The organism is uncultured Jannaschia sp. (assembly GCF_947494055.1).
In the GTDB taxonomy this organism is placed as follows: Bacteria; Pseudomonadota; Alphaproteobacteria; order Rhodobacterales; family Rhodobacteraceae; genus Jannaschia.
In genome coordinates, this window is record NZ_CANLTR010000001.1 from 273,349 (window position 1) to 298,987 (window position 25,639).

Sequence of the window (25,639 nt, forward strand, 5' to 3'; positions counted from 1 at the left end):
CGACGGGATGATCGCGAGGCTTGGAATCGCCGTGCTGCTGTCGCTGACGCTCTCCGCCTGCGGGGGCGGCGCGCCGAAGCTCTTCAACCTGCGCAAGACCGACCGCACGCCCGACGAGTTCTCGATCCTGCCCTCGCGCCCGCTCGAGACGCCGCCGAACCGCGCGGCCCTGCCGCCGCCGACGCCGGGCGGGCCGAACCGCACCGACCGCGCGCCCCTGTCGGAGGCGGTGGCCGCGCTCGGCGGCAATCCGGCGGGCGGGACCGGCGCCGACGGCGCGCTGGTCGCCACCGTATCGCGCTATGGCGTCGAGCCGAGCATCCGCGGCCAGCTCGCGGCCGAGGATCTGGCCTTCCGGCAGGCCAATGACGGACGCCTGCTGGAACGAGCCTTCAACCTCAACGTGTACTACCGGGCCTACCAGCGGCAATCGCTCGACCAATACGCCGAACTGAGGCGTCTGCGCCGGGACGGCGTGCGGACGGTGGCGGCCCCGCCCGATCCGGCCGGGAACTGAACGGCCCGCCTCACGCGGTCGTCACGCGAATGCGACGACACGGTCTTTGAAATCGTCCGGCGCGGGGCGTATGTGCGGCGTAACCCCTTTCGACATCCGGAGATCGCCTTGCGCCAGCCCCTGCTCGTCGCCGCCGTCGCGGCGCTCCTCGCCAGCCCCCTCGCCGTCACGGCCATCGTCGCACAGACGCAGACCGACGCCCCCCCCGCCGATGCGGGCGCCCCGACGGACGAGAGCGTGACGACCTTCACGCTCGAGAACGGTCTCGACGCGATCGTGATCGAGGATCACCGCGCGCCGGTCGTCGTCCACATGGTCTGGTACGACGTGGGCGCCGCCGACGAGCCGCCGGGCAAGTCCGGCATCGCGCATTTCCTTGAGCACCTGATGTTCAAGGGCACCGACGACCGCGCCCCCGGGGAGTTCAGCACCGTCGTCTCGGCGCAGGGCGGCACCGACAACGCCTTCACCAGCGACGATTACACCGGCTACTTCCAGCGCGTCGCCTCCGACCGGCTGGAGCTGATGATGGAGATGGAGGCCGACCGGATGCGCGATCTCGTCCTCGACGACGAGGACATGCTGACCGAGCGCGACGTCGTGCTCGAGGAACGTGCGCAGCGGACCGACTCCAATCCCGGCGCGCTGTTCGGGGAGATGCGGGCGGCGACGCAGTACCTCAACCACCCCTACCGCATCCCGATCATCGGCTGGCGGCAGGAGGTCGAGCAGCTGACCCTCGCGGACGCGCTGGACTTCTACCGGACCTACTACGCCCCCAACAACGCGACCCTCGTGGTCGCGGGCGACGTCGATCCCGCCGAGGTGGAGCGGCTGGCGAAGCAGTATTACGGCCCGCTCGCGCCGACCGAGGGGCTCGGCCCCCGCGAGCGCCCGCAGGAGCCGCCGCAGATCGCGCCGCGTCGCCTGACCTACACGGACGGGCGCGTCTCCAACCCCTACGTCCTGCGCACCTATCTCGCCCCCGAGCGCGATGCCGGCGCGCAGGAGAAGGCCGCGGCGCTGACGATCCTGGCGGACCTCCTCGGCGGCTCCTCGCAGACCTCGATCATGGGCCGCGCGCTTGAGCAGGAGGAGGGCACGGCGCTCTACACCTCCGCGTTCTACGACGGCACCCGCTACGACGACACGCTGTTCGGCCTGCTCGTGATGCCGAGCCCCGGCCGCACGCTGGAGGAGGCGGAGGCCGACATGGACCGGATGATCGCCAGGCTCCTCGAGGACGGGATCGATCCCGCGCAGCTCGAGCGCATCAAGTCGCAGGTCCGCGCCTCGGAGATCTACGGCCGCGACAGCCTGCAGGGCCGTGCCCGCGACTACGGCGTGGCCGTCACCAGCGGGCTGACGGTCGAGGACGTCGCCGAATGGCCGCGCCTGCTCGAGGCCGTGACCGAGGAGGACGTCCTCGCCGCCGCGCGCGAGGTCTTCGACCTCGACCGCTCGGTGACCGGCTACCTGACCAAACCCGCGGAGTCCGCCGAGGCGGAGAGCACCGCATCCGACCCCGTCGCGGCGCAGCCCGCCGCTGCCGATACGAACGACGAAGCCCCGGAGCCCATCCAATGACGCGCATGTTCGCCCTGCTGACAGCCGCCCTGATGCCCCTGCCGGCCCTGGCCGAGGTGGAAATCCAGGAGGTGACCTCGCCCGGTGGCATCACCGCCTGGCTTGTGGAGGAGCATTCGATCCCGTTCACTGCCATCGACATCCTGTTCGAGGGCGGCGCCAACGAGGATGCGGCCGGAAAGCGTGGCGCGACCAACCTGATGATGTCGCTTCTCGAGGAGGGCGCCGGCGAGTACGACGCCCAGGCCTTCGCGGAGCGGGCGGAGGAGCTGGCCGCACGCATGTCCTTCGACGCCGCGAACGACTCGGTCTCGGTGGGACTGCAGTTCCTGACCGAGAACCGGGAGGAGAGCGTCGACCTGCTGCGCGAGGCGCTGACCGACCCGCATTTCGACATGGACGCCGTGGAACGCGTACGCGCGCAGGTCCTGGCGTCGATCGCCTCGGATGCGAGCGATCCGGGCGACATCGCCTCCGACACGTTCTCGGGGCTGGCCTTTCCCGGCCACCCCTACGGCACCTCGCTCGAAGGCACGCCGGAGACGGTCGCCGCGCTCAACATCGAGGATCTGCGCGATGCCCACCAGCGGGCGCTGACCCGTGACCGCGCGCTCGTCGGCGTGACGGGCGACATCACCGCCGAGGAACTCGGACCGCTGCTGGACCGTCTGCTGGGCGACCTGCCCGAGAGCGACGGCGCCACGGTCGCGGAGGCAAGCTACGACCTGTCCGGCGGCGTGACGGTGGTGGACTTCCCCTCGCCGCAATCGGTCGTCCTGTTCGGGCACGAGGGCATCGCCTTCGACGACCCGGATTACTTTCCGGCCTACGTGCTGAACGAGGTGCTGGGCGGCGCCGGCTTCGATTCGCGGTTGATGCAGGAGGTGCGCGTGAAGCGCGGGCTGACCTACGGGATCGGCACCGATCTCGTCCCCCGCGACCTCGCGGCGCAGGTGATGGGCCAGTTCTCGTCGTCGAACGACAAGACCGCCGAGGCGGTGCGCATCGTGCGCGACGAATGGGCGAGGCTGGCGAGCGAAGGCGTGACCGAGGCGGAGCTCGACGCCGCCAAGACCTACCTGACCGGTGCCTATCCCCTACGCTTCGACGGCAATTCGCGGATCGCCTCGATTCTCGTGGGCATGCAGGCCAACGACCTGCCGATCGATTACATCGCGACTAGGAACGCGCGGATCGAGGCGGTGACGCAGGACGACGTGCGCCGTGTGGCCGCCCGCGTCCTGCGGCCCGAGGAGCTGCATTTCGTCGTCGTCGGGCAGCCCGAGGGCCTGCAATCCGGCGGCTTCTGATCTGGCGGAACCGGCGGCGTCCATGCTAGCCCTCGTGGCATGGGCGCCGCCGACCGCAACATGATCCTCCCCCGCATCCGTCAACTCGACGAAGGTGCGGTCAATCGCATCGCCGCGGGCGAGGTGGTGGAGCGTCCCGCCTCGGCGGTGAAGGAGCTGGTCGAGAACGCGCTCGACGCCCGCGCCCGCCGCATCACCATCGACATCGCCGATGGTGGCCGGACGCTGATCCGCGTCACCGATGACGGGCACGGGATCGCGGCCGAGGACCTGCCGCTCGCGCTGTCGCGCCACGCCACGTCGAAGATCGACGGCAGCGACCTTCTCAACATCCACAGCTTCGGGTTCCGCGGCGAGGCGCTGCCGAGCCTGGGCGCGGTCGGGCGGCTTACGATCACCTCGCGCGCCCGTGGCTCGGACGGGGCCGCGACGATCCGCTGCTCGGGCGGCCGGCTGGAGCCGGCGAGGCCCGCCGCGCTCGGGGCCGGAACGGTGGTGGAGCTGCGCGACCTGTTCCACGCCACGCCCGCGCGACTGAAGTTCCTCAAGACCGAGCGGTCGGAGACGATGGCCGTGACCGATGCGGTGCGCCGGCTGGCAATGGCCGAGCCGGGCGTCGCCTTCACGCTGCGGGACGTGTCCGACGGCGGCGAGCGCGTGCTGTTCCGCGCCGATGCCGCAACCGACCGGGCCGACCGCCTGGCCGCGATCCTGGGCCGTGCGTTCTCGGAGAACGCGATGGCGCTCGACGCGGAGCGGGAGGGCTTCCATCTGGGCGGCCATGCCGGGCTGCCGACCTATTCGCGCGGCAACGCCGTCCACCAATACCTTTACGTCAACGGTCGCCCGGTGCGGGACCGGATGCTGACCGGCGCGCTGCGCGGCGCCTATCAGGACGTGCTGGCGAAGGACCGCCATGCCGTCGCCGTCCTGTTCGTCACCTGCGACCCGACCCTCGTCGATTGCAACGTCCACCCGGCCAAGACCGAGGTACGGTTCCGCGATGCCGGGCTCGTGCGCGGGCTGATCGTCGCCGGGCTGAAGCAGGCGCTGGCCGAGGCCGGGCATCGCGCCGCCACGACCGTCTCGGACGCCACGCTGGGCGCGATGCGGCCCGAACGGCCCGCCGCGCCGATCTACCAGATGGACCGGCCCTCGGCGACGGCGCGGCACGACGCCTACATGGCGCAGATGCCGGGCTTCGCCGAACCCTCCGCCCGGACGGAGCCGGTGCCCGAGCAGGCGGATGACGGCCCGCTGGGCGCCGCCCGGGCGCAACTGCACGAGAACTGGATCGTCGCGCAGACCGGCGACGGCATGGTGATCGTCGACCAGCACGCCGCCCACGAACGGTTGGTCTACGAACGGCTGAAGGCGCAGATGCGGGACCGGGGCATCGCGGCGCAGGCTCTCCTGATCCCCGAAGTGGTCGAGGTCGGCGCGGAAGCGGCGGAGCGCCTGCTGGCGCTCGATCTCGCCCGGCTCGGCCTCGCCCTCGATGCGTTCGGCCCCGGCACCGTGGCCGTGCGGGAGACGCCGGCGATCCTCGGGGCCTGCTCGGCGGAGGCGCTCCTGCGCGACATCATCGAGGAGATCGAGGACGAAGACGAGGCCGATCCCCTATCGCTCCAGTCGCGCCTCGATGCGATCCTAAGCCGGATGGCCTGCCACGGATCGATCCGGTCGGGACGCCGGATGTCGGCGCCGGAGATGAACGCGCTTCTGCGCGAGATGGAGGCGACGCCGCGTTCGGGCCAGTGCAACCACGGGCGCCCGACCTACGTGGAGCTGAAGCTTGTTGATATCGAACGGCTGTTCGGCCGGACATGACGCTCGACCTCGCCGACCCGCTCACGCTGGCCGCGCTCGCCGGCGGCGCGGCGCTGCTGATCCTCGTGATCCTCCTCCTCACGCTCGGCGGACGGCTGCGCGACATGAGCCACGCGCAGGCGCGGCTGACCGGCGGACTGGCCCAGCTCACCGAGGCACAGCGGCGGTCGGAGGCGCAGGTCGGCACCGCGCTCGGCGACAGCGCGACGCGCACGGCCCGTGCGCTCGGAGAGTTGCAGCAGCGGCTCGCGACCATCGACCGCGCGCAGGCCAAGATCGAGGCGCTGTCTGGCGACGTGCTTGGCCTACAGGACATCCTGTCGAACAAGCAGACCCGCGGGGCCTTCGGCGAGATCCAGCTCCACGACATCGTCGCCAAGGCCCTGCCGCCCGACGCCTTCACCTGGCAGGCGACGCTCTCCAACGGCCGGCGGGCCGATTGCCTGATCCACATGCCGGACCCGCCCGGCCCGCTCGTCATCGACGCGAAGTTCCCGCTCGAAAGCTACGAGGCGCTCGTGGCCGATCCGAAGTCCACCGCGGCCCGGACGGCGTTCCGCGCCGCGCTGCGCACCCATATCCGCGCCATCGCGGACCGGTATGTGTTGCCGGGCGAGACGGCCGACGGAGCCTGCCTGTTCCTGCCGTCGGAGGCGATCTACGCCGAGCTGCACGCGACCTTCCCCGAGATCGTGCGCGAGGGATTCGCCGCGCGCGTCTGGATCGTCTCGCCCACGACCTGCATGGCGGTGCTCAACACCCTGCGCTCCGTGCTGAAGGATCACCGGATGCGCGCGCAGGCGGGCGAGATACGGCGCGCGCTGGCCGCGCTCGGGCGCGACGTGGAGTTGATCGTGGAGCGGGCGGCCAAGCTGGAGACGCATTTCGACCAGGCCCGCCGCGACGTCGAGGGGATCGCCACCGCCGCCGAGCGCGCCGGCAAGCGCGCCGAGCGGCTCGACGCCTTCGACTTCGACCCCGCACCGGAGCCCCCGGCCGAGGCGTCGAAGCCCCGGCTCGCCCCGGTGATCCGCCGCCGAGAGGGGTAAAATTGTGAAAGCGCCCGGCCAGTGCTAGCTCCCCTCCCATGAGCCAGCTCCCCACAAAGGCGGACATCCTGCAATGGATCTCCGACAACCCCGCCCTCACCTCCAAACGCGACATCGCCAAGGCCTTCGGGATCAAGGGCGCGGCCCGGATCGACCTGAAGCGCATGCTGAAGGATTTGGAGGGCGAGGGGCACCTCGCGAAGCGCAAGCGCTCCTACGACGACCCGAACCGCCTGCCGCCGGTCTCCGTCCTCAAGGTCGCGGAGGCGGATCGCGACGGCGACCTGTTCCTCGCGCCGCATGACTGGCAGGGCGACGCGGCCGAGCCGCGCATCCTCTACGTACCCGGCAAGGACGACCCGGCGCTGGCACCCGGGGACCGGGTGCTGGCCCGCGTGACCGAGGTCGCGGACGACGATCACAGCCACGAGGGCCGCCTGATCCGCCGCCTCTCCGCCGGGCCGCGCCGGCTGCTGGGCATCTACCGGACCGGCTCCGAAGGCGGCCGCATCGTCCCCATCGACAAGGGCACGGACCGCGAGTGGACGGTCGGCGCGCAGGACACGGGCGGCGCGCGCGACGGCGAGTTGGTCGAGGCGGAGCAGACCGGGCCGAAGGGCCGCATGGGCCTGCCCCGTGCCCGCATCGTCACGCGGCTCGGCGACCCCGGCGCGGCGAAGGCGGTGAGCTTGATCGCGATCCACCAGCACGGGCTGCGCGACGAATTTCCCGACGCGGCCGTCCTCGAGGCCGAGCGGGCGAAGCCGCCGGAACTCGGGGACCGGACCGACCTGCGCGACCTGCCGCTCGTCACCATCGACCCGTCGGACGCGCGCGACCATGACGACGCGGTCTACGCCCATCCCGACGACGACCCGAAGAACGAGGGTGGCCATGTCCTCTGGGTCGCCATCGCCGACGTGGCCGCCTACGTCACCCCGGGCAGCGCGCTCGACCGGGAGGCGCGGGAACGGGGGAACTCGACCTACTTCCCCGACCGGGTCGTGCCGATGCTGCCCGACGCGCTGTCGGGCGACCTCTGCTCGCTGCACGAGGGGGTGGAGCGGGCCTGCATCGCGGTGCGGATGGTGATCGACGCGCAGGGCACGAAGCGCGGACAGGAATTCTTCCGCGGCCTGATGCGCTCTCCGGCCAGCCTGCATTACGAGGAAGTGCAGGCCGCCATCGACGGGGGCCCGACCGAACGGACGGACCCGCTGCTGGAGACGGTCCTGCGCCCGCTCTACGCCGCCTACGACGCGCTGCGTTCGGCCCGCGCCCGGCGGGAGCCGCTCGACCTCGATCTGCCGGAACGCCGGATCGCGCTGTCGGAGGCGGGCGAGGTCACCTCGGTCGCGTTCCGCGACCGGCTCGACGCGCACCGATTGATCGAGGAGTTCATGATCCTCGCCAACGTCGCCGCGGCCGAGGAACTGGAGCGACAGCGCACCCCCCTCCTCTACCGTGTCCACGAGGAGCCCGACGCCGACCGGATCGAGGCGCTGCGCGAGACGGCGAAGGCGAGCGGCTTCTCACTGCCGAAGGGACAGGTCCTGCGGACCGCCGCGCTGAACCGGCTGCTGCACGACGCAGCGGGCACGGAGCTTTCGGAGCTCATCTCCATGTCCACGCTCCGGGCGATGACGCAGGCCTATTACGCGCCGGCCAATCTGGGACATTTCGGCCTCGCGCTGCGGGCCTACGGCCACTTCACCTCGCCCATCCGCCGCTACGCCGACCTGATCGTGCACCGCGCCCTCGTCACCGCGCATGGTTGGGGCCCCGATCCGCAGGGAGACGGCCTGTCGGCGTTCGACGTCGAGCATCTGGCGGCGACGGGCAAGGCGATCTCCGAGGCCGAGCGCCGCTCGATGATCGCGGAGCGGGACACGAACGACCGCTACCTCGCGGCCTTCCTCGCGGACAAGGTGGGCGCGGAGTTCGCCGGCCGCATCTCGGGCGTGCAGGCGTTCGGCGTGTTCGTGAAGCTCGACGAGACCGGCGCGGACGGGCTGGTGCCGGTGCGCTCGCTCGGGGCCGAATACTTCCGCTACGACCGCGACGCGCAGATCCTGCACGGGACGGAGAGCGGCACCGAGATCGGCCTGGGCCAGCGCGTCACCGTCCGGCTGGCCGAGGCGGTGCCGGTCACGGGCGGGCTGGTGCTGGAACTACTGTCGATCGAGGGCGAGGCGCGCCGGGCGACGGGGCGCGGCCGATCGGGCAAGGCGGGGCGGCCGAAGAAGCGCAAGCTGCGCAAGGCGCCGTCGAAGCGGCGCGGCAAGGGATGAGGGCGGCCTGCGCACTCGCGCTCTGCCTGGCGCTACCGCAGGGTGTCATGGCGCAGGAGCCCCGTCCCATGCCGCGACCCCTCATCGTGCGCGAGGTGCCGTTCGACGCCTGGGTGGCTAGCTTTCGCGAGAGAGCCTTGGCGCAGGGGATCGGCACCGCAACGTTCGACGCGGCGATGCGTGGCGTCCGGCCCCTGCCCGGCGTGATTCGCCGGGACCGCAACCAGTCCGAATTCACCAAGACGATCTGGGATTACCTCGACACCGCGGTCAGCGACCTGCGCGTGGCAAACGGCCGGCGCGCGATGGAACGGCACGGCGACGCGCTGGCGGCGATCGAGGCGCGGCATGGCGTGCCGGCGGAGATCGTAGCGGCGATCTGGGGGCTGGAGAGCAGCTACGGCGCCTATCGCGGCGACGTCGACACGCTCTCTGCACTGGCCACGCTCGCCGCCGACAGCCGGCGCCCGGACTTCTTCGAGGATCAGCTCCTCGCCGCGCTCGCCATCCTCGAGACCGGCGAGGCCGACCCGTCCGACCTGCGCGGGTCCTGGGCCGGGGCGATGGGGCACACGCAGTTCATGCCGACCTCCTGGCACGACCACGCGGTCGACGGGGACGGCGACGGACGTCGCGACATCTGGGGCGACGATCCGACCGATGCGCTGGCCTCGACCGCAGCCTATCTTGCCGCCAACGGCTGGACGACGGGACAGCCCTGGGGCGCGGAGGTCGTGCTGCCCGAGGGGTTCGACTACCGCCTGACCGGGGAGCGGGTGGAGAAGTCGCCCGCCGAATGGACCGCCCTTGGGGTCCGCGCGGCGGATGGCGGCCCGGTGCCCGAGGGCGGCCCGGCCTCGATCCGCGTACCGGCCGGCCACGAGGGTGCGGCCTTCGTCACCTACGCGAACTTTCGCGCGCTGGAGAGCTACAATACCGCGGACGCCTACGTGATCGGGGTGGGCCACCTGGCCGACCGGCTGGCGGGCGGACCGCCGCTCCGGGGCGGCTGGCCGCGCGGCGACCGGGCGTTGACCTTCGACGAGCGGATCAAGTTGCAGGAGCGGCTGCGCGCGGCGGGGTTCGACCGGCTCAGGATCGACGCGCGGATCGGTCCCGACACGCTCGACGCGATCCAGCGCTGGCAGGCGAGCGAAGGGCTGGTCCCGGACGGCTATGTCGATCCGGATCTGCTGGAGCAGCTTCGGCGGAACTAGAGAGCAGTTGTCGCCCGGCGGCACGCCGGGCAGCCCCTCTCCTACGCCGCCAGCGCCTGCGACGCGCGGTCCAGTGCGCCCGGCCCGTGCGGGATGCCCAGTGCCTTCAACCCGGTGTCGATGGTCGCCAGCGTGCCGAGGATCGACTGGCCGGAGACGTGCCCCATATGGCCGATCCGGAAGAACCCGTGCCAATCCGGCGTGTCCGGCGCGGCCATGCCGACGCCGATGCCGAGGGTCACGCCCATCTTCGACTCCACCCAATTGCGCAGTTCCGTCGCCCGCTCCGGCAGACGGATCGCGGTGACGGCATGGCTGCGGACGGCCGGATCGCGGACGTTGAGCTCCATCGCCGCATCGTTGCCCGCCTCCCACGCTTCGAAGGCCGCGTGGATCGCCGAGGCGATGCGGGCGTGCCGGGCCCAGACGTTCTCGATCCCCTCCTCGTGGACAATCATGTCGAGCGCTTCCCGAAGGCCGTAGAGGTGATGCGTCGGGCCGGTGCCGTTGAAGTAGCGGAAGTAGATCTCCGGGTTGGTGCGCGGCACCCAGTCCCAGTAGCCGGTCACGCAATCCGCCCGCTCCCGCGCCTTCGACGCGCGGTCGTTGTAGAACACGAAGCAGACGCCCGGCGGCGTCATCAGTCCCTTCTGGCAACCGACGATGGCGGTATCGGCGCCCCATTCGTCCATCTCGAACCGGTCGCAGGCCATCGAGGCCATGCAATCGACCTGCAGCAGCGCCGGATGGCCCGCCGCGTCGATTTCCCGCCGGATGGCGGCGATGTCGGAGCGGATCGAGGAGGAGGTATCGACATGCACGACCAGCACCGAGCGGATCTCGTGGCCCTTGTCCGCGCGCAGACGCTCTCCGACGGCCGCGGCGTCGATCGGGTCGCGATTGCCGAAATCGAGCATCTCCACGTCGAGACCGAGGCCCCGCGCCATCTCGGCCCAGCCGTCGGCGAAGCTGCCCGTGCGCGGGACGAGGACGCGGTCGCCGCGCGAATGGGTATTGGCCAGCACCGCCTCCCAGGCGGCGTGGCCGTTGCCGATGTAGATCGTCGCGTCGTGCTCCGTCCGCGCCACCGCCTTCAGGTCGGGGATGAGCGAATGGGTCAGGTCGATCAGCGGGCCGTGATAGATGTTGGGCGACGGCCTGTGCATCGCGCGCAACACGCGCTCGGGCACCATCGAGGGGCCGGGGATGGCGAGGGTGTGGGGTCCGTTCGCGAGGGACATCGAGGGCTCCGATCCGAGGGTCGCGGCATGGCTACGCCCGGCCCCGGCGAGGGTCAATCTGCGGGGGCCGGGTGACGCGGGGGCTTGGATGGCAAGCGGGTTTGCCTATCTGTCGAAGCATGACCGAACGCACCCTCCTCCGCATCACCGGCCCCGATGCGGGCCATTTCCTCCACGGCCTCCTGACCCGCGACGTACCGGAGACGGGGCTGGGCTACGCCGCGCTCCTGACGCCGCAGGGAAAGTACCTCGCGGACTTCCTGACGTTCCGCGACGGCGACGCCTTCGTGCTCGACGTCGCCCGCGACCTCGCCCCGGCGCTCGCGCAGCGGCTCGGCATGTACAAGCTGCGCTCGAAGGTCGAGATCGCGGCGGAAGAGGCAGAGATCGCGCGTGGGACCGGCGAGGCGCCCGAGGGCGCGATGGCCGATCCACGGCCCGGCATGGGCTGGCGGCTCTACGATGCGGGCGACGGCGACGGGACCGACTGGGACGCGGTGCGGGTGGAGAACATGGTGCCCGCCACCGGCATCGAGCTCGTCCCGAACGAGAGCTACATCCTCGAGATGGGGTTCGAACGGCTGGGCGGGGTGGATTTCCGCAAGGGCTGCTACGTGGGGCAGGAGGTGACGGCCCGCATGAAGCACAAGACCGAGCTGCGGAAGGGGCTCGCCCGCGTCCGGGGCGATGTGACCCCGGGGGCGGAGATCACCGCCGACGGACGCCCGGTCGGGACGGTCCACACCGTGTCGGGCGACCGTGCGCTGGCCTATCTGCGCTTCGACCGGACCGACGGGATGGAGGTCAACGGCGCGCCGCTCACGCTCGCCTGAGCGGTGCCCGGGACCGTTTGCCCTCGATGCCTCGCGCGCCTAGGTAGGGCCGGAACCGACCTTTGAGGCGAGACATGACCCTTCTGCGCGACGCGAACGCAACCTCCCCCGCCGGCGAGCCGCTGGGCGATTTGCCGGACTGGAACCTCGACGACCTGTATACCGGGCAGGATGCGCCGCAGCTTCTGGCCGATCTCGACTGGCTGGAGGCCGAGTGCCGCGCCTATGCCGCCGATTACGAGAACCGGCTGGCCGAGCTCGACGCCGCGGAGATGCTGCGCGCGATCGAGCGGAACGAGAAGATCGACGAGGTGGCGGGCCGGATCATGTCCTATGCCGGCCTGCGCTACTACCAGGAGACGACGAACGGCGAACGCGCCAAATTCATGTCCGACATGCAGGACCGCATCACGGTGATGACGACGCCGCTGGTCTTCTTCGCGCTCGAGTTCAACCGGATCGAGGACGATGCCTACGAGGCGCTGATGGCGGCGAACGCGGATCTGGCGCGCTACCGCCCCGCGCTCGACCGGCTGCGCGCGATGAAGCCCTACCAGCTTTCCGACGAGCTCGAGCGGTTCCTGCACGACACATCGACCGTGGGTGCGGCGGCCTGGAACAAGCTCTTCGACGAGACCATCGCCGGGCTGACCTTCGATGTGGACGGCGAGAGCCTCGGCATCGAAGCGACGCTGAACCTGCTGACCGATCACGACCGCGCAAGACGGGAAGCCGGCGCCCGCGCACTGGCCGACGTGTTCGGGCGCAACACGCGGACCTTCGCGCGCATCCACAACACGCTCGCCAAGGAGAAGGAGATCGGCGACCGCTGGCGCGGCCTCCCTTCCCCGCAAGCGAGCCGGCACATCGCCAACCATGTGGAGCCGGAGGTGGTGCAGGCCCTGCGCGACGCCGTGGTGGCCGCCTATCCCCGCCTGTCGCACCGCTATTACGCGCTGAAGGCCAAATGGCTCGGCCTCGACAAGCTGCAGGTCTGGGACCGGAACGCGCCGCTGCCGATGGAGGAGACCCGGACGATCGGCTGGGACGAGGCGCGCAGCACCGTGATGGACGCCTATGCCGGCTTCTCGCCGGAGATGGCGCGGATCGCGGCGCCGTTCTTCGACCGCGGCTGGATCGACGCGGGGGTGAAGCCCGGCAAGGCTCCCGGCGCGTTCGCGCATCCGACCGTGACCAGCGTGCATCCCTACGTGATGCTGAACTACCTCGGCAAACCGCGCGACGTGATGACACTCGCCCACGAGCTGGGCCACGGCGTGCATCAGGTGCTGGCCGCGGATCAGGGCGAGATGCTGTCCTCGACCCCGCTGACGCTCGCCGAGACGGCCAGCGTCTTCGGCGAGATGCTCACCTTCCGCGCCATGCTCGAAGGCGCGAAGGACGACGCGCAGCGCAAGGTCATGCTCGCCGGCAAGGTCGAGGACATGATCAACACGGTCGTCCGCCAGATCGCCTTCTACGATTTCGAGGTGAAGCTGCACGACGCCCGCCGCGAGGGGGAGATGACGCCGGAAGACATCGACGCGTTGTGGATGTCGGTGCAGGCCGAGAGCCTCGGGCCGGTCTTCGAGTTCATGCCGGGCTACGAGCATTTCTGGGCCTATATCCCGCATTTCGTGCATTCGCCCTTCTACGTCTATGCCTATGCCTTCGGCGACGGGCTGGTGAACGCGCTCTACGCCGCCTACGAGGACGCGCCGGAGGGGTTCCAGGACAAGTATTTCGAGATGCTGCGTGCCGGCGGATCGAAGCACCACAAGGAGCTTCTGGCGCCCTTCGGCCTCGACGCCTCCGACCCGGCCTTCTGGGACAAGGGGCTGGGCATGATCGAGGGCTTCATCGATCAGCTCGAGGCAATGGAGTGAGCGAGCGCTATCGTCCCGTCTCGCAGGAAGTCCTGTCGGACAATTGGGGCACGCTCACCAAGCACACGTTCGACTACGTCCGCGGTGACGGCACGGTCGAACGTCAGGTGCGGGAGGTCTACGACCGCGGTCACGCGGTGGCATGCCTGCTGCACGACCCGGCGGCGGACACGTTCCTGCTAACCCGGCAGTTCCGCCTGCCGATGCAGGTCGCGGGACTCGACCCGTTCCTGATCGAGGTGCCGGCGGGCCTGCTCGAAGGGGCGGACCCGACGGCGCGGATGCGGTCGGAGCTGATGGAGGAGACGGGTTACGAGGTCGGCGCCCTCGACCATGTCGCCGATCTCGTCATGTCACCCGGGTCGGTCACCGAATCCCTGGCCTGCTTTCTGGGTCGCTACACGCGCGAGGAACGGGTTGGCCAGGGCGGTGGCCTGGCCGGCGAGGGCGAGGATATCGAAGTGCTGCACCTGCCGGTGACGGAAGCGGCGGCGATGGTCGAGCGCGGCGAGATCCGTGACGCCAAGACCGTGGTCCTGATCCAAACGTTCCTGCTGCGCCGCGCGGGGTGACCGTCGGGGGCTGTGGCAGGGGACTGCCACAGCCGGTCCCGCTCACTTCGTATGCGCGCGGAGTTGCCAGAGCTGTTTGTCGACGAGCGCGGTCACCGCGATGAGAAGATCCTGCGTCACGAGATCGTCCTCGGTCGCGTCGATCCGCTCGTAGAGACGGTCGGAGACGATCTTCCAGTTCTCCATGAGGAAGTCGATCGCGTCGCTCCCCTGCGTCTCGGTCGGCTCCGGCTCGGCGTTGGAGGCGTTCTCGCCCACCGCGGAGGGCCGGCCGTCGGCGATCACATCGAGCGCCAGCTTCCGCTCGGCGACCATGTCGATATAGGGTTCGAGGTCGGTGTAGAGCTCTTCGAAGAACTCGTGCATCTGGTAGTATTCGATGCCGACGACGTTCCAATGCTCCTGATGCGCCGCATGCTTCATTGCAATCAGGTCGTAGAGCGTGTCCTGCAGCGCCGTGGTGGAGGTCGACCGGACGTCCTCGGTCAGCGGGACGTTCTCCTCCGGGGCAGATTGCGTCGTGTCCTGTGCGAAGGCCGGAAGCGGCATCGCGAGACACAGGCAGACGAGGGGTGTGGTGATGCGCATGATCTGTATGTTCCGGGTTGGCATGGGGACAGGAGGAACGTCATCCCCGAAGCGGTGTTCCGTTCCGTATCGGCCGGACGGAACGACCGGGACGTTGCGTCGCAGGAGACGGAACACGAAGGCAGGAGGGACACGGTGACGCAGCTTTGGGCAGGTCTGGGCAATCCGGGCGCGAAATACGCGGGCAACCGGCACAATGTGGGCTTCATGGCGCTCGACCGGATCGCGGCGGATCAGGGCGCCGTCTGGCGCTCCAAGTTCCAAGGCGAGATCGCCGAGGTGCGGTTCGGCTCGGAGAAGGTCTGGCTCCTGAAGCCCGGCACGTTCATGAATCTCTCCGGCCAGTCGGTGGGCGAGGCGATGCGCTTCCACAAGCTCGACCCCGCCGACGTGACCGTGTTCCACGACGAGCTCGACCTCGCGCCCGGCAAGCTGCGCCTAAAGCAGGGGGGCGGGCATGCCGGCCATAACGGGCTGCGGTCGATCCACCAGCATATCGGCGCGGACTACGCGCGGGTGCGCATCGGCATCGGTCATCCGGGGCACAAGGATCGGGTCTCGGGCTACGTCCTGTCGGATTTCGCGAAGGCGGAGGACGAGATGCTGGACGACCTCCTGCGCGGAATCGCGGACGGCGCGCCGAAGCTCGCTGCGGGAGACGGGGCGGGCTTTTCGAACGCGGTCGCGCTCCGGACGACGCCGCAGCGGCCGTCGGGTGGCCGGGCCAACCTCGGCGACGAGCCGGAGCGCCATGCCCCGTCCGAGTCCGAACCGGAGCCCGAGGCGCAGCTCTCCCCCCTCCAGAAGCTCGCCCGCAAGTTCCGCTAGACGCCCCCGGCGGCAACGGGCGTGGCCGGCGCGGTGCGGCTGCGCTATGTCGAAAAGCAAGGCCGAACGCACAGGGAGCGACGCCATGGCGGAGACCGGGAAACAGCCGAGCGTGAACGTCTTTGACGAACGGCTCGAGACCTGCTCGACCGATCCGATGACGGGTTTCTTCCGCGACGGTTGCTGCAACACCAGCGGGATGGACGGGGGCGTGCACACCGTCTGCGCCGTCGTCACCGAGGATTTCCTCGAGCATTCCAGGGAAAGCGGCAACGATCTCAGCACGCCCCGTCCCGAATACGGCTTCGCCGGCCTGAAGCCCGGCGACCGCTGGTGCCTCTGCGCGTCCCGGTTCCTGGATGCCCACGAGCACGGGGCCGCGCCGCGCATCCGCCTCGCGGCCACGCACAAGCGCACGCTCGATGTCGTGCCGATGGACGTGCTGACGCTCTACGCGATGGACATCTCGTAAGAACGAACGCGCTTTCGCCTTCAGCTCGCCGGTCGTCGGCGCTGGCATTCATGTCCGACATCCTCTACCTCACGGGCCGATGCTCGAACCCGGTTTCCACCCTGTTGCACCCGGCCGGATCGCCGCCATCGTCACCCATCTGGAGATGCGAGCCCCGCCCCCGTCGCCCGACGCCAAGCTCCCTGAAGGCATGATGCTTCGCCAAGTCGAAGCGCCGGATCCGGACTGGTACCGCGACCTGTTCCTCCGGGTGGGCGGCCTGACATGGATGTGGTTCTCGCGCCTGCGCCTCTCGCGCGCGGCGTTGGGCGAGATCCTTGCCGACGGGGATGTCGAGGTCTTCGCGCTCGAGATCGACGGGCGGGCCGAGGGACTTCTGGAACTCGACTTCCGCGACGGGCGAAGCTGCGAGCTGGCCTTCCTCGGCCTCACCCCCGCCGCGCAGGGCAAGGGCGCCGGGCGGGCATTGATTCAGACCGGGATCGCGCGTGCCTTCGCGCGGCCCATCGAGCGGCTGCACATCCACACCTGCACCTTCGACAGCCCGGTCGCGCTGCCCTTCTACATCCGCTCGGGCTTCATCCCCGTGCGCCGCGAGGTCGAGGTGGTGGACGACCCCCGCCTCGACGGCACGATCCCGATGGACGCCGCGCCGCAGATCCCGCTGATCCGCTAGCGCGGTTGGCGGTAATCCCTATCAGGTCGCGAGTGCAAAGATTGCGGCTTCGGCCGCATGGCATGCCGCCGGGCGGTGCATTCTCCAACACCGCAAAATGCGGAGGCTATCCCCCTGACGCCATGTTCCAGCCGAGCGCCTTGGCGACGGTGAAGATGTCCTTGTCGCCCCGGCCGCAGAGATTCATGCAGATGATGTGATCGGACGGCAGGTCGGGCGCGATCTTCGTGACGTGTGCCAGCGCGTGCGACGGCTCGAGTGCGGGAATGATTCCCTCCATCTCGCAGCAGAGCTGGAACGCCTCCAGCGCCTCGACGTCGGTGATCGAGACGTACTGCGCCCGCCCGGTGTCGTGAAGCCAGGCATGTTCCGGCCCGATCCCCGGATAATCGAGCCCGGCGGAAATGCTGAACCCTTCGAGGATCTGCCCGTCCTCGTCCTGCAGCAAGTAGGTCCGATTGCCGTGGAGCACGCCCGGCCGCCCGCCGGTGAGCGAGGCGCAATGCTCCATCTTCTCGTTCACGCCCTTGCCGCCGGCCTCGACGCCGATGATCGACACCTCCTTGTCGTCGAGGAAGGGGTAGAACAGGCCCATCGCGTTCGACCCGCCACCGATGGCGGCGATGATCGTGTCGGGGAGCCGACCCTCGGCCTCCTGCATCTGCGCCTTGGCCTCCTGTCCGATGATCGCCTGAAAGTCGCGCACCATCGCCGGATACGGGTGCGGCCCCGCGACCGTGCCGATGCAGTAGAACGTGTCTTCGATATTCGTCACCCAGTCGCGCAGCGCGTCGTTCATCGCGTCCTTGAGCGTGCCGCGCCCCGAGGTGACGGGAATGACCTCCGCGCCCAGCAGCTTCATGCGGAACACGTTCGGCGATTGCCGCTCCACGTCGTGCGCGCCCATGTAGACGATGCATTTCAGCCCGAACTTGGCGCAGACGGTCGCCGTCGCGACGCCGTGCTGGCCCGCCCCCGTCTCGGCAATGATCCGGGTCTTTCCCATGCGACGGGCGAGGATGATCTGGCCCAGCACGTTGTTGATCTTGTGCGCGCCGGTATGGTTCAGCTCGTCGCGCTTGAAGTAGACCTTTGCACCGCCGAGATGCGCGGTCAGCCGCTCGGCGAAGTAGAGCGGGCTGGGGCGGCCGACGTAATGCGTCCAGAGATCGTGCATCTCGGCCCAGAACGTCTCGTCCGTCTTCGCGTGCTCGTATTGCCGCTCGAGTTCGAGGATCAATGGCATCAGCGTCTCGGAGACGAACCGCCCGCCGAAATCGCCGAATCGGCCCTTCTCGTCGGGGCCGGTCATGAAGGAGTTCAGAAGATCGTCGGGCATGTTCCACCTCCGAGGTCCGCGCCCGATCTCTAGAGGCGGCCGAAGGTCTCCGCAACGGCCCTAGCCATGCGCGGCGTCGCAGAAGGCCGCGATCCGGCCCGCATCCTTGACCCCGACCGCGGACTCGACCCCGGAGGAGACATCGACCTGCCGCGCGCCGGTCAGGCGGATCGCCTCGCCGACATTTTCGGGCGTCAGGCCGCCGGCCAGCATCCAAGGCGTCTGCCACGTCCGGTCGGCGATCAGGCGCCAGTCGAACCCGATTCCGTTCCCGCCCGGCAGCGCCGCCCCCTTCCGCGGTTTGGCGTCCACGAGGATCTGGTCCGCCACATCTGCATAGGTGTCGAGCGCGGCCAGGTCGGCCTCGTCGCGCAACCCGACCGCCTTCATCACCGGCAATCCGCTGCGCGCTCGGATCTCCGCGACCCGCGCCGGCGTCTCGCGGCCGTGAAGCTGCAGCATGTCCAGCGGAACGGCGCGGATGATCTCCTCGAGCAGATCATCCTCGGGATCGACTAGAAGCGCAACCTTGGCCAACCCGACCGGCGCCGCGACGGCGAGCGCACGGGCCGTCTCCGGATCGACGTGGCGGGGGGACGCGGGAAAGAAGACAAGACCCATATAGGCCGCCCCTGCCTCGGCCGCCGCGGCAACATCCTCCGGTGTCCGCAGACCGCAGATCTTCACGCGGACGCCGCTTCGGGAGCGGCTCACGCGAAGCATGGAACGACCGGCATGGTCAGGAGGGATCGTTCAGGAGCGCCAGAACCTCATCCCGATCGGAGCGGCGCGCGCGATTGCGGGTCAGCTCGCCCTGCAGACGTTCGCGTTCGGTCCGCTCCGCGCGCGCGGCGGCCCGGTGCTTGTGCTCGCGCAGCCATTCCCAGACGAACCCGATGAGCAGGCCGACCGCCATCGCGAGGAAGATCACGACGAAGAGCGGGGCCGTGAACCCTTGGCCCGTCCCGAGATAGGCGCCGACATCTTCCGGCAACAGGCGCAACGTCACCGCGCCGCGATTTGCCAGGGCCAGCACGAGGAGGACCAACGCGAGGATCCCGAGGAACAGATAGCGCACGAAATTCATGTCTGTGACCTATCCCCGGCGTTCGCGCCTGTCCAGCGTAGCGCGCATCACGCCTTGCCGTTCAGCCGGTCGCGGAGCAGCTTGCCGGCCTTGAAGAACGGTACGTGTTTCTCCTCGACCTCGACCGACTCGCCGGTTCGCGGGTTCCGGCCCATACGAGCATCGCGCTGCTTTACGGAGAAGGCCCCGAAACCGCGAAGCTCGACGCGGTTGCCGTCCGACAGGGCATCCACGATCTCTTCGAAGATGGTGTTCACGATCTTCTCGACGTCACGCTGGTAGAGATGCGGATTGGCGTCTGCGATCTTCTGAATCAGCTCGGATCGTATCATCTCTATTCCTTGCGACAGCTCCCGGTTCGATTCACCGGCGCGCGGACAACCCCCGATCTCCTCGAAGAAATCGCCTCGTGCAAAGGTAAACATACACAGGGCCGTGATCGCTAGCCCAAAAGTGCAACTTTACCGCGTGTTGCGCGAGGGAACGCGTGCGCGCCGCGCAAAAGACGGGCATCGGCCCGGCCCGATCGCCGGACGATGTCAGGGAAAATCCCACATAGAGGCTGGGTCAGGTCGCGATGTCGCGCGTCCACAGGGACCGGCCGGCCCTTGTCCGGAACGGCAGAAGCCCCGGCCGATCGACCGGGGCTTCCATGGGTCCGAACCGATCGTTCGGGCTCAGTCGTCGCCCTTCAGCGCGGCGCCGAGGATGTCGCCGAGCGAGGCACCCGAGTCGGAAGACCCGAACTGCTCCACGGCTTCCTTCTCCTCGGCGATCTCGCGCGCCTTGATAGAGAGGCCGAGCCGGCGATTCTTCGAATCGACGTTGGTCACGCGGACATCGACCTTGTCGCCGACGCCGAAGCGCTCGGGCCGCTGGTCGGCGCGGTCGCGGGCCAGATCGGACCGGCGGATGAAGGACTTCATCCCCTCGTACTCGACCTCGATGCCGCCATCCTCGATCTTGGTGACCTCGACGGTGATGATCGAGCCGCGCTTCACGCCGCCGATCGCCTCCGCATAGGGGTCGCCGCCGGCCGCCTTGATGGAGAGCGAAATGCGCTCCTTCTCGGTGTCGACCTCGGACACGACCGCCTTGACGATGTCGCCCTTGCGGTAGTCGCCGATGACGTCCTCGCCACGGCCTTCCCAGGTCAGGTCCGACAGGTGGACCATGCCGTCGATGTCGCCCTCGAGGCCGATGAACAGACCGAACTCGGTGATGTTCTTGACCTCGCCCTCGACCGGCGTGCCCTCCGGATGGGTCTCCGCGAAGACCTCCCACGGATTGCGCATGGTCTGCTTGAGACCGAGCGAGACGCGCCGCTTCGCGGTGTCGATCTCGAGCACCATGACCTCGACCTCCTGGGAGGTGGAGACGATCTTGCCCGGGTGGACGTTCTTCTTCGTCCAGGACATCTCGGAGACGTGGACGAGTCCCTCGACCCCCGGCTCCAGCTCCACGAAGGCGCCGTAATCGGTGATGTTGGTGACCCGGCCGCTATGCGTCGAGTCGAGCGGGTACTTGGCGACCACGGTGTCCCACGGATCTTCCTGCAGCTGCTTCATGCCGAGGCTGATGCGGTGGGTCTCCTTGTTGATCTTGATGACCTGCACCTTGACGGTCTCGCCGATCGACAGGATCTCGCGCGGGTCGTTGACCCGGCGCCAGGCCATGTCGGTGACGTGCAGCAGGCCGTCCACACCGCCGAGATCGACGAAGGCGCCGTATTCGGTGATGTTCTTGACGACGCCGTCGACGTTCTGGCCCTCGGCTAGGTTGCCGATGACCTCGGCACGCTGCTCGGCGCGGCTCTCCTCGAGGATGGCGCGACGCGAGACGACGATGTTGCCCCGGCGGCGGTCCATCTTGAGGATCTGGAACGGCTGCTTGAGGCCCATGAGCGGGCCCGCGTCGCGCACGGGGCGCACGTCGACCTGGGAGCCGGGCAGGAACGCCACGGCGCCGCCAAGATCGACGGTGAAGCCGCCCTTGACGCGGCCGAAGATGGCGCCCTCGACGCGCTCTTCCTTGCCGTAGGCTTCTTCCAGACGGTCCCACGCCGCTTCGCGACGGGCCATCTCGTGGCTGATCACGGCCTCGCCGCGGGCGTTCTCGACGTTGCGGAGGTAGACTTCCACCTCGTCGCCGACCTCGATCTCGGGCGCCTCGCCGGGCTGTGCGAATTCCTTGAGATCGACGCGGCCTTCCATCTTGTAGCCGACGTCGATGATGGCCTGTCCCGCCTCGATGGCGAGGACCTTGCCCTTGACCACCGAGCCCTCGCTCGGCGTGTCGATCTCGAGGCTTTCGTTCAGGAGGGCCTCGAACTCCTCCATGGATGCGTTTTGCGCCATATGGCCGGTCTATTCCTTACGGTTCATGGTTGCTGGCCGCGCGGTTGTCTCCGCCGGTCTGGGAAATTGGTCGGATAGCGCGACGGGTGCGGCCGCTGCCGCAATGACATCGCGCTGTCGGGTGACGCGCGGCTGTTAAGGCAAAAGCGCGCGCGGCGCAAGCGCGTGGGGGAACCCTCGCCCTTGCGGCTTGTTTGCCGGGATGATGGTCGCCCTCGTCATCGGGATCACGTCAGGCGCCCTCGTGCTCGGCGCCTGGATCGGTGTGCGCGGCTGGTTGTCGGAGCGGGCCGAGGGGCTGCTCGTCGCCGGGGCCGGCGGCGCGCTGATCGTCTCGGTGATGATGGAACTGATCGAGCCGGCGCTCGACGTGATCGGCCTGCCCGGGACGGCCGGGATCGTTCTCCTCGGCGCGGCGCTGTTCAGCGCGGCGGATGCCTGGACCGACCGGCACATGGCGCGGGCGGGCGGGCTCGGCCTGCTGCTCGCCGTGACCTTCGATGGCGTCCCCGAGAATCTTGCGCTCGGCACCGCCCTGATCGGCACGGGGCCGCTCGGGGTTGCAGCGCTCGCCGGATCGATCCTGCTGTCGAACCTCCCGGAGGCGGCGGGCGGTGCCGCCTCGATGCGCGAAGACGGCGAATCCGGAACGCGGATCATCCTGCTCTGGACCGCCGTCGCAGTGCTTCTGTCGTTCTCGGCGCTGGCCGGGCGGTGGTTTCTGGCAGACGTGCCGGACGGAACGGTCGAGGCGATCCAGTGCTTTTCCGCCGGCGCCGTCCTTGCCTCGCTCTCGACCGAGGTCTTTCCGAAGGCCGGACGGCAGGACCCTCATCTCGCCGGGATCGCGGTCGCCCTGGGCCTCGTCGTCGCGCTGTCGTTGGAGCAGCTTGGCTGAGCCGTCAGGTCAGCTGACCCGCGAGGAAGGCCTCGACCGCCGACCGGGTCCGCTCAGCGGATCGCTCGACATAGCCCATCGTCTCGCCGTTGCCGGGATTGGCCGGGTTGGTGAAGGCGTGGCCGGTCTGCCCGAAGCAGAGCGCGTGCCAGTCCGGCGAGTTCGCCTCCAGCTCCTCTGTCATGGCCTCGAAGTCGGCGGGCTTCGCGAGCGGGTCGTTCCAGCCGTGGCAGAGGAGCACGGGCGGCATCGCCTGCGTCTCGAAGGGCGGCTTGTCGTAGATCCCGTGCATCGAGACCGCCGCGTCGAGCTCGCCCGCCCGTGCGAGGTCGAGCACCGCCTTGCCGCCGAAACAGAAACCCATCGCGCCGACGCGCCCACCCCATCCCCGCGCCTCGGCGAGCGCGGCCCGGGTGCGGACAAGGAGCGTTTCGCGGTCATCGTCGAGCTTGCCCATCGCCGCGCTGGCTTCCTCGGGATCGGTGGTCGTCCAGCCGTCACCGAAGTAGTCGACGCCCAGCACCTCGTAGCCGAGCTCCGCGAAGCGATCGCATTGGGCCATCTCGAAGTCGCGCAGCCCCATGAATGCCGGAATCACCAGCAACACCGTGCCGTTCGGCGTTCCTGGCCGGGCGCGGTAGCCCTGCATCCACGTGTCCCCGGCCTCGTAATCGTGACGTTCACCCATGTTCGTCCCCCTCGAGAAGTTCGGACTCCAGCGCGGCGATCTCCGCGACGGCCGCGCCGGCGATGCCCCTCACGTCGCCGTACATGCCCATCATCGCCGCCATCGCCTTGTCCAGCGACTTCTCGCGGATGGCCCATTGCGCGTTCATCTGCTTCTTCTCCCGCAGAAGCGCGGTCTGCATCGCCTCGAACGGTTCGACCACGGCTTCCATCCGGGCACGGAACTCCGGGCCCGTGAGATAGTCGTAGAGCATCTCGGTCTTGGTCGCCTGCCCCTCCCGCGCGCCGCGCGCCTCGGAGACGCGGAGCAGGCTCTCGCGGAGGACATGCGCGAGCGGCACCGCATAGCGGGGCGCGGCGACCCAGACGCCGTCGAGCATGGCGAAACTCGCGATCCCCTCGGGCCGCGCCTGCGAGGTCAGCACGGCGACGTCCGCGCCCGCCGCACGCATGTCCTCGCGCAGCTTCGGCAGCCAGTCGCGCGAGAAGTTCGCGGTGCGCTTCGATTCCCACAGGATCGCGCCGGCCTCCCCCGCGGTACTGCGTACCCGCTGCAGGCAATCCGCGCCGCGCGCACCCTTGCCGACCGGGGCGATCTCGTCGGTCGGGAACGCCGCGCCGAGCTGCTCCTCGAGGAGAACCTCCGCCGCCTCTCCCTGTAGCTGCTGGCTGCCCTGTTCCATCTTCCGCTGCAGCGTCTCGACCTGACGGCGCAGCACGTCCATCTGCTGGTCCTTCTCGACGAGCTTCAGCCGTGCCGCCTCCTCCGCGGTGCGCAGCTTCTCGGTGGCGAGCGCCTCCGCCTCGGCGGACAGCTTCGCGCGGGCGGCCTCGGTCGCGGCGGCGACCTGCTTCTGTATGGTGAGGTCCATCTCGCGTTCGCGGTCGGCGAGCGCGGCCTCGCGCGCCATCGCCGCGGCCTGCGCCTTCTGCGCTTCGGCGAGCTTCGTCTCGCGCTGCGCCTCGCGGGCCCGGATCGTCGCGAGTTCCGCCTCGCGCGCCGCCTCCGCCTCGCGAAGCTCGGCCAGTTGCGCCGCCTGCTGCGCCACCGCGCGTTCCGCCGCCTTGGCCTCGATCGCGCGCTTCTGCTCGGCCAGGGCGGTCGCCTGACGTTCGGCCGCCTCCCTGCGCGTCGCCTCGAGAAGCGGGCCGGCCAGCGATTCGGTGAGCGGGATCTCCGAGGAACAGCTCGGGCAGAGAATCTTCGGATCGGTCATGGCGCCTTGCTGCCCCAGCCGGGACACGCGGGCAAGCGCTGCCCGGAGATCATCCCCGTCCGGAGCGCCGAACCTCCACGGCCGCGATCGCGGCGGCAACCGCATCCTCGACGGCCATGTCCGACGTGTCGATCAGGGTCGCGTCCCCGGCCGCCCGGAGCGGCGCCTCGGCGCGGCCCATGTCCCGGGCGTCGCGCGCCAGCACGTCCTCCAGAACGCCCGCAAGCGTCACCTCCGCCCCGCGCGCGACCAGCTCCGCGAAACGCCGCTCGGCGCGAATCTCGGGGGAGGCGGTGACGTAGAGCTTCGCCTCGGCCTCCGGGCAGATCACCGTGCCGATGTCGCGCCCGTCGAGAACCGCGCCGCCCTCGGACCGGGCGAAGCCGCGCTGGAAAGCGACCAGGGCCGCACGCACTTCGGGCACGACCGCGACCCGGCTCGCCGCGGCGGCCACGTCCTGCGTCCGAAGATCGGGGCTCCGCAGATCGTCGGGCGACAGCGCCTCGGCTGCCGCGACGGCGTCCTCCCCCGCCAGCATCCGCGCGCCGACCGCGCGGTACAGGAGGCCGGTATCGAGATGGCGGAACCCGAAATGATCCGCCACTGCCCGACTCACCGTGCCCTTGCCGGCCGCCGCCGGCCCGTCGATCGCGACCGTGAAGATCAATCCCAGACCTTCGCCGTCATTGCCGGGTCGTTCTCCGGCGCGCGCCGCTCGCCGTCCGGAATGTCGTACCAGTCGCCCTTTTCCCGACAGAAGATATGACCGATGAGGGCCAGCCCGGTGGGCTTGTCGAGCGCGCCCGCCATGATCGACAGACATTGGCCCGGCCCGTCCCAGAACAGGTTCGCCCCGCAGGTGGGACAGAACCCCCGCCGCGCGACGTCGGAGGATTGATACCAATGCACCTCGCCCCAGATCGACACCGCATGCTGGGGCGCCGAAGTGGCGGCGACGTAGTTGCCGCTCGTGCGTTTGCATTGTTCGCAATGGCAGGCCACGACGGGGCGCAGACGCCCGATGACCCTGAACTTCACTTGGCCGCAAAGGCAGCCGCCCGTCCGAACCATAGACGTTCCCCCGTACCCCAAGTCACCCTTCAAGGTAGCGTTGTCACGGGAGCGCGTCCACGTCTCGCTGGATGACGGGCGGACCG

At 69.5% G+C, this 25,639-nt stretch carries 25 protein-coding genes; 14 read left to right on the forward strand and 11 right to left on the reverse strand.

The features are described from left to right. Positions 1-7: 7 nt before the first annotated feature. The 7 genes from Q1A87_RS01400 (at position 8) to Q1A87_RS01430 (ending at position 9,801) form a co-directional block, all read left to right on the forward strand. The gene (locus tag Q1A87_RS01400; RefSeq protein WP_299646283.1) at positions 8-517 is read left to right on the forward strand and encodes a DUF3035 domain-containing protein; all 510 of its coding nucleotides are present in this window, start codon (positions 8-10) and stop codon (positions 515-517) included. A 174-nt stretch (positions 518-691) separates the two neighbouring features. Then, positions 692-2,104, forward strand: coding sequence for a pitrilysin family protein (locus tag Q1A87_RS01405; RefSeq protein ID WP_299646529.1), 1,413 nt, complete (start codon positions 692-694; stop codon positions 2,102-2,104). A gap of 5 nt (positions 2,105-2,109) precedes the next feature. Then, complete coding sequence (locus tag Q1A87_RS01410; protein ID WP_299646531.1) at positions 2,110-3,414, forward strand: pitrilysin family protein; 1,305 nt, start codon at positions 2,110-2,112, stop codon at positions 3,412-3,414. Positions 3,415-3,474: 60 nt separating this feature from the next. Further along, positions 3,475-5,244, forward strand: coding sequence for a DNA mismatch repair endonuclease MutL (gene mutL / locus Q1A87_RS01415; protein WP_299646285.1), 1,770 nt, complete (start codon positions 3,475-3,477; stop codon positions 5,242-5,244). After that, positions 5,241-6,293 (forward strand): DNA recombination protein RmuC, encoded by a 1,053-nt coding sequence (gene rmuC / locus Q1A87_RS01420; RefSeq protein ID WP_299646286.1) that lies wholly within the window; start codon positions 5,241-5,243, stop codon positions 6,291-6,293. The genes mutL and rmuC overlap by 4 nt, the downstream gene beginning before the upstream one ends. Before the next feature lie 38 nt (positions 6,294-6,331). Further along, the gene (rnr, locus tag Q1A87_RS01425; protein ID WP_299646288.1) at positions 6,332-8,584 is read left to right on the forward strand and encodes a ribonuclease R; all 2,253 of its coding nucleotides are present in this window, start codon (positions 6,332-6,334) and stop codon (positions 8,582-8,584) included. A gap of 68 nt (positions 8,585-8,652) precedes the next feature. Further along, a complete protein-coding gene (locus Q1A87_RS01430; RefSeq protein ID WP_299646290.1) occupies positions 8,653-9,801 on the forward strand; it encodes a lytic murein transglycosylase in 1,149 nt (382 codons plus the stop codon). A 41-nt stretch (positions 9,802-9,842) separates the two neighbouring features. Here Q1A87_RS01430 and Q1A87_RS01435 read toward each other — a convergent pair whose 3' ends face one another. Next, on the reverse strand, positions 9,843-11,042 hold the full coding sequence (locus Q1A87_RS01435; protein WP_299646291.1) for an aminotransferase class V-fold PLP-dependent enzyme: 1,200 nt from the start codon (positions 11,040-11,042) through the stop codon (positions 9,843-9,845). 119 nt (positions 11,043-11,161) lie between these two features. On the opposite strand from Q1A87_RS01435, the gene Q1A87_RS01440 reads away from it, so the two are divergent. The 3 genes from Q1A87_RS01440 to Q1A87_RS01450 all read left to right on the forward strand — a co-directional run bounded on the left by Q1A87_RS01440 (position 11,162) and on the right by Q1A87_RS01450 (position 14,333). Then, the gene (locus tag Q1A87_RS01440; RefSeq protein ID WP_299646293.1) at positions 11,162-11,875 is read left to right on the forward strand and encodes a folate-binding protein; all 714 of its coding nucleotides are present in this window, start codon (positions 11,162-11,164) and stop codon (positions 11,873-11,875) included. A 74-nt stretch (positions 11,876-11,949) separates the two neighbouring features. Beyond that, positions 11,950-13,761 carry a M3 family oligoendopeptidase gene (locus tag Q1A87_RS01445; protein WP_299646295.1) on the forward strand — a complete coding sequence of 604 codons (1,812 nt, stop codon included), beginning with the start codon at positions 11,950-11,952 and terminating at the stop codon, positions 13,759-13,761. After that, entirely contained in the window at positions 13,758-14,333 is a 576-nt protein-coding gene (locus tag Q1A87_RS01450; RefSeq protein ID WP_299646297.1) for an NUDIX domain-containing protein, read from the forward strand. Before Q1A87_RS01445 ends, Q1A87_RS01450 begins: the two co-directional genes overlap by 4 nt. 42 nt (positions 14,334-14,375) lie before the next feature. Here Q1A87_RS01450 and Q1A87_RS01455 read toward each other — a convergent pair whose 3' ends face one another. Continuing rightward, positions 14,376-14,921 (reverse strand): DNA starvation/stationary phase protection protein, encoded by a 546-nt coding sequence (locus Q1A87_RS01455; RefSeq protein ID WP_299646299.1) that lies wholly within the window; start codon positions 14,919-14,921, stop codon positions 14,376-14,378. A gap of 135 nt (positions 14,922-15,056) precedes the next feature. Between Q1A87_RS01455 and pth the strand changes: the two genes are divergently transcribed. The 3 genes from pth (at position 15,057) to Q1A87_RS01470 (ending at position 16,897) form a co-directional block, all read left to right on the forward strand. Further along, positions 15,057-15,749 (forward strand): aminoacyl-tRNA hydrolase, encoded by a 693-nt coding sequence (gene pth, locus Q1A87_RS01460; protein ID WP_299646301.1) that lies wholly within the window; start codon positions 15,057-15,059, stop codon positions 15,747-15,749. Between the two features lie 85 nt (positions 15,750-15,834). After that, positions 15,835-16,221, forward strand: a complete 387-nt coding sequence (locus tag Q1A87_RS01465) for a DUF2237 domain-containing protein (protein ID WP_299646303.1) — start codon at positions 15,835-15,837, stop codon at positions 16,219-16,221. Positions 16,222-16,300: 79 nt separating this feature from the next. Beyond that, on the forward strand, positions 16,301-16,897 hold the full coding sequence (locus Q1A87_RS01470) for a GNAT family N-acetyltransferase (protein ID WP_299646305.1): 597 nt from the start codon (positions 16,301-16,303) through the stop codon (positions 16,895-16,897). A 106-nt stretch (positions 16,898-17,003) separates the two neighbouring features. Here Q1A87_RS01470 and trpB read toward each other — a convergent pair whose 3' ends face one another. The 5 genes from trpB to rpsA all read right to left on the reverse strand — a co-directional run bounded on the left by trpB (position 17,004) and on the right by rpsA (position 21,680). Beyond that, positions 17,004-18,236 carry a tryptophan synthase subunit beta gene (gene trpB, locus Q1A87_RS01475; protein ID WP_299646307.1) on the reverse strand — a complete coding sequence of 411 codons (1,233 nt, stop codon included), beginning with the start codon at positions 18,234-18,236 and terminating at the stop codon, positions 17,004-17,006. Between the two features lie 60 nt (positions 18,237-18,296). Next, positions 18,297-18,959 carry a phosphoribosylanthranilate isomerase gene (locus Q1A87_RS01480; RefSeq protein ID WP_299646309.1) on the reverse strand — a complete coding sequence of 221 codons (663 nt, stop codon included), beginning with the start codon at positions 18,957-18,959 and terminating at the stop codon, positions 18,297-18,299. A 16-nt stretch (positions 18,960-18,975) separates the two neighbouring features. Continuing rightward, positions 18,976-19,323, reverse strand: a complete 348-nt coding sequence (locus Q1A87_RS01485) for a LapA family protein (RefSeq protein WP_299646311.1) — start codon at positions 19,321-19,323, stop codon at positions 18,976-18,978. Positions 19,324-19,370: 47 nt separating this feature from the next. Further along, a complete protein-coding gene (ihfB, locus tag Q1A87_RS01490; RefSeq protein ID WP_299646313.1) occupies positions 19,371-19,655 on the reverse strand; it encodes an integration host factor subunit beta in 285 nt (94 codons plus the stop codon). A gap of 345 nt (positions 19,656-20,000) precedes the next feature. Continuing rightward, positions 20,001-21,680, reverse strand: coding sequence for a 30S ribosomal protein S1 (gene rpsA / locus Q1A87_RS01495; RefSeq protein WP_299646315.1), 1,680 nt, complete (start codon positions 21,678-21,680; stop codon positions 20,001-20,003). A gap of 205 nt (positions 21,681-21,885) precedes the next feature. Here rpsA and Q1A87_RS01500 point away from each other — a divergent pair, with 205 nt between their 5' ends. Further along, positions 21,886-22,578: a zinc transporter gene (locus tag Q1A87_RS01500; RefSeq protein ID WP_299646317.1), complete on the forward strand. Its 693-nt coding sequence runs from the start codon at positions 21,886-21,888 to the stop codon at positions 22,576-22,578. Between the two features lie 4 nt (positions 22,579-22,582). Here the strand turns inward: Q1A87_RS01500 and Q1A87_RS01505 are convergent, their stop codons facing one another. Genes Q1A87_RS01505 through Q1A87_RS01520 form a run of 4 tightly spaced genes read right to left on the reverse strand, consistent with a single transcriptional unit; the run spans position 22,583 to position 25,553 of the window. Then, complete coding sequence (locus Q1A87_RS01505) at positions 22,583-23,266, reverse strand: dienelactone hydrolase family protein (RefSeq protein ID WP_299646319.1); 684 nt, start codon at positions 23,264-23,266, stop codon at positions 22,583-22,585. Beyond that, positions 23,259-24,482, reverse strand: coding sequence for a DUF2130 domain-containing protein (locus Q1A87_RS01510; RefSeq protein WP_299646320.1), 1,224 nt, complete (start codon positions 24,480-24,482; stop codon positions 23,259-23,261). Before Q1A87_RS01510 ends, Q1A87_RS01505 begins: the two co-directional genes overlap by 8 nt. A gap of 49 nt (positions 24,483-24,531) precedes the next feature. Beyond that, entirely contained in the window at positions 24,532-25,149 is a 618-nt protein-coding gene (locus Q1A87_RS01515) for a (d)CMP kinase (RefSeq protein ID WP_299646322.1), read from the reverse strand. Continuing rightward, positions 25,146-25,553 (reverse strand): GFA family protein, encoded by a 408-nt coding sequence (locus Q1A87_RS01520; RefSeq protein ID WP_299646324.1) that lies wholly within the window; start codon positions 25,551-25,553, stop codon positions 25,146-25,148. The genes Q1A87_RS01515 and Q1A87_RS01520 overlap by 4 nt, the downstream gene beginning before the upstream one ends. Positions 25,554-25,639: the final 86 nt, after the last annotated feature.

What these genes read in the sequence shown, in the direction of transcription:
- Q1A87_RS01400 (WP_299646283.1), top strand. Translation starts at nt 8, where the DNA reads ATGATCGCGAGGCTTGGAATCGCCGTGCTGCTGTCGCTGACGCTCTCC.
- Q1A87_RS01410 (WP_299646531.1), top strand. Translation starts at nt 2,110, where the DNA reads ATGTTCGCCCTGCTGACAGCCGCCCTGATGCCCCTGCCGGCCCTGGCC.
- mutL (WP_299646285.1), top strand. Translation starts at nt 3,475, where the DNA reads ATGATCCTCCCCCGCATCCGTCAACTCGACGAAGGTGCGGTCAATCGC.
- rmuC (WP_299646286.1), top strand. Translation starts at nt 5,241, where the DNA reads ATGACGCTCGACCTCGCCGACCCGCTCACGCTGGCCGCGCTCGCCGGC.
- rnr (WP_299646288.1), top strand. Translation starts at nt 6,332, where the DNA reads ATGAGCCAGCTCCCCACAAAGGCGGACATCCTGCAATGGATCTCCGAC.
- Q1A87_RS01430 (WP_299646290.1), top strand. Translation starts at nt 8,653, where the DNA reads ATGCCGCGACCCCTCATCGTGCGCGAGGTGCCGTTCGACGCCTGGGTG.
- Q1A87_RS01435 (WP_299646291.1), bottom strand. Translation starts at nt 11,042, where the DNA reads ATGTCCCTCGCGAACGGACCCCACACCCTCGCCATCCCCGGCCCCTCG.
- Q1A87_RS01440 (WP_299646293.1), top strand. Translation starts at nt 11,162, where the DNA reads ATGACCGAACGCACCCTCCTCCGCATCACCGGCCCCGATGCGGGCCAT.
- Q1A87_RS01445 (WP_299646295.1), top strand. Translation starts at nt 11,950, where the DNA reads ATGACCCTTCTGCGCGACGCGAACGCAACCTCCCCCGCCGGCGAGCCG.
- Q1A87_RS01455 (WP_299646299.1), bottom strand. Translation starts at nt 14,921, where the DNA reads ATGCGCATCACCACACCCCTCGTCTGCCTGTGTCTCGCGATGCCGCTT.
- Q1A87_RS01465 (WP_299646303.1), top strand. Translation starts at nt 15,835, where the DNA reads ATGGCGGAGACCGGGAAACAGCCGAGCGTGAACGTCTTTGACGAACGG.
- Q1A87_RS01470 (WP_299646305.1), top strand. Translation starts at nt 16,301, where the DNA reads ATGCTCGAACCCGGTTTCCACCCTGTTGCACCCGGCCGGATCGCCGCC.
- trpB (WP_299646307.1), bottom strand. Translation starts at nt 18,236, where the DNA reads ATGCCCGACGATCTTCTGAACTCCTTCATGACCGGCCCCGACGAGAAG.
- Q1A87_RS01480 (WP_299646309.1), bottom strand. Translation starts at nt 18,959, where the DNA reads ATGCTTCGCGTGAGCCGCTCCCGAAGCGGCGTCCGCGTGAAGATCTGC.
- Q1A87_RS01485 (WP_299646311.1), bottom strand. Translation starts at nt 19,323, where the DNA reads ATGAATTTCGTGCGCTATCTGTTCCTCGGGATCCTCGCGTTGGTCCTC.
- ihfB (WP_299646313.1), bottom strand. Translation starts at nt 19,655, where the DNA reads ATGATACGATCCGAGCTGATTCAGAAGATCGCAGACGCCAATCCGCAT.
- rpsA (WP_299646315.1), bottom strand. Translation starts at nt 21,680, where the DNA reads ATGGCGCAAAACGCATCCATGGAGGAGTTCGAGGCCCTCCTGAACGAA.
- Q1A87_RS01500 (WP_299646317.1), top strand. Translation starts at nt 21,886, where the DNA reads ATGGTCGCCCTCGTCATCGGGATCACGTCAGGCGCCCTCGTGCTCGGC.
- Q1A87_RS01505 (WP_299646319.1), bottom strand. Translation starts at nt 23,266, where the DNA reads ATGGGTGAACGTCACGATTACGAGGCCGGGGACACGTGGATGCAGGGC.
- Q1A87_RS01510 (WP_299646320.1), bottom strand. Translation starts at nt 24,482, where the DNA reads ATGACCGATCCGAAGATTCTCTGCCCGAGCTGTTCCTCGGAGATCCCG.
- Q1A87_RS01520 (WP_299646324.1), bottom strand. Translation starts at nt 25,553, where the DNA reads ATGGTTCGGACGGGCGGCTGCCTTTGCGGCCAAGTGAAGTTCAGGGTC.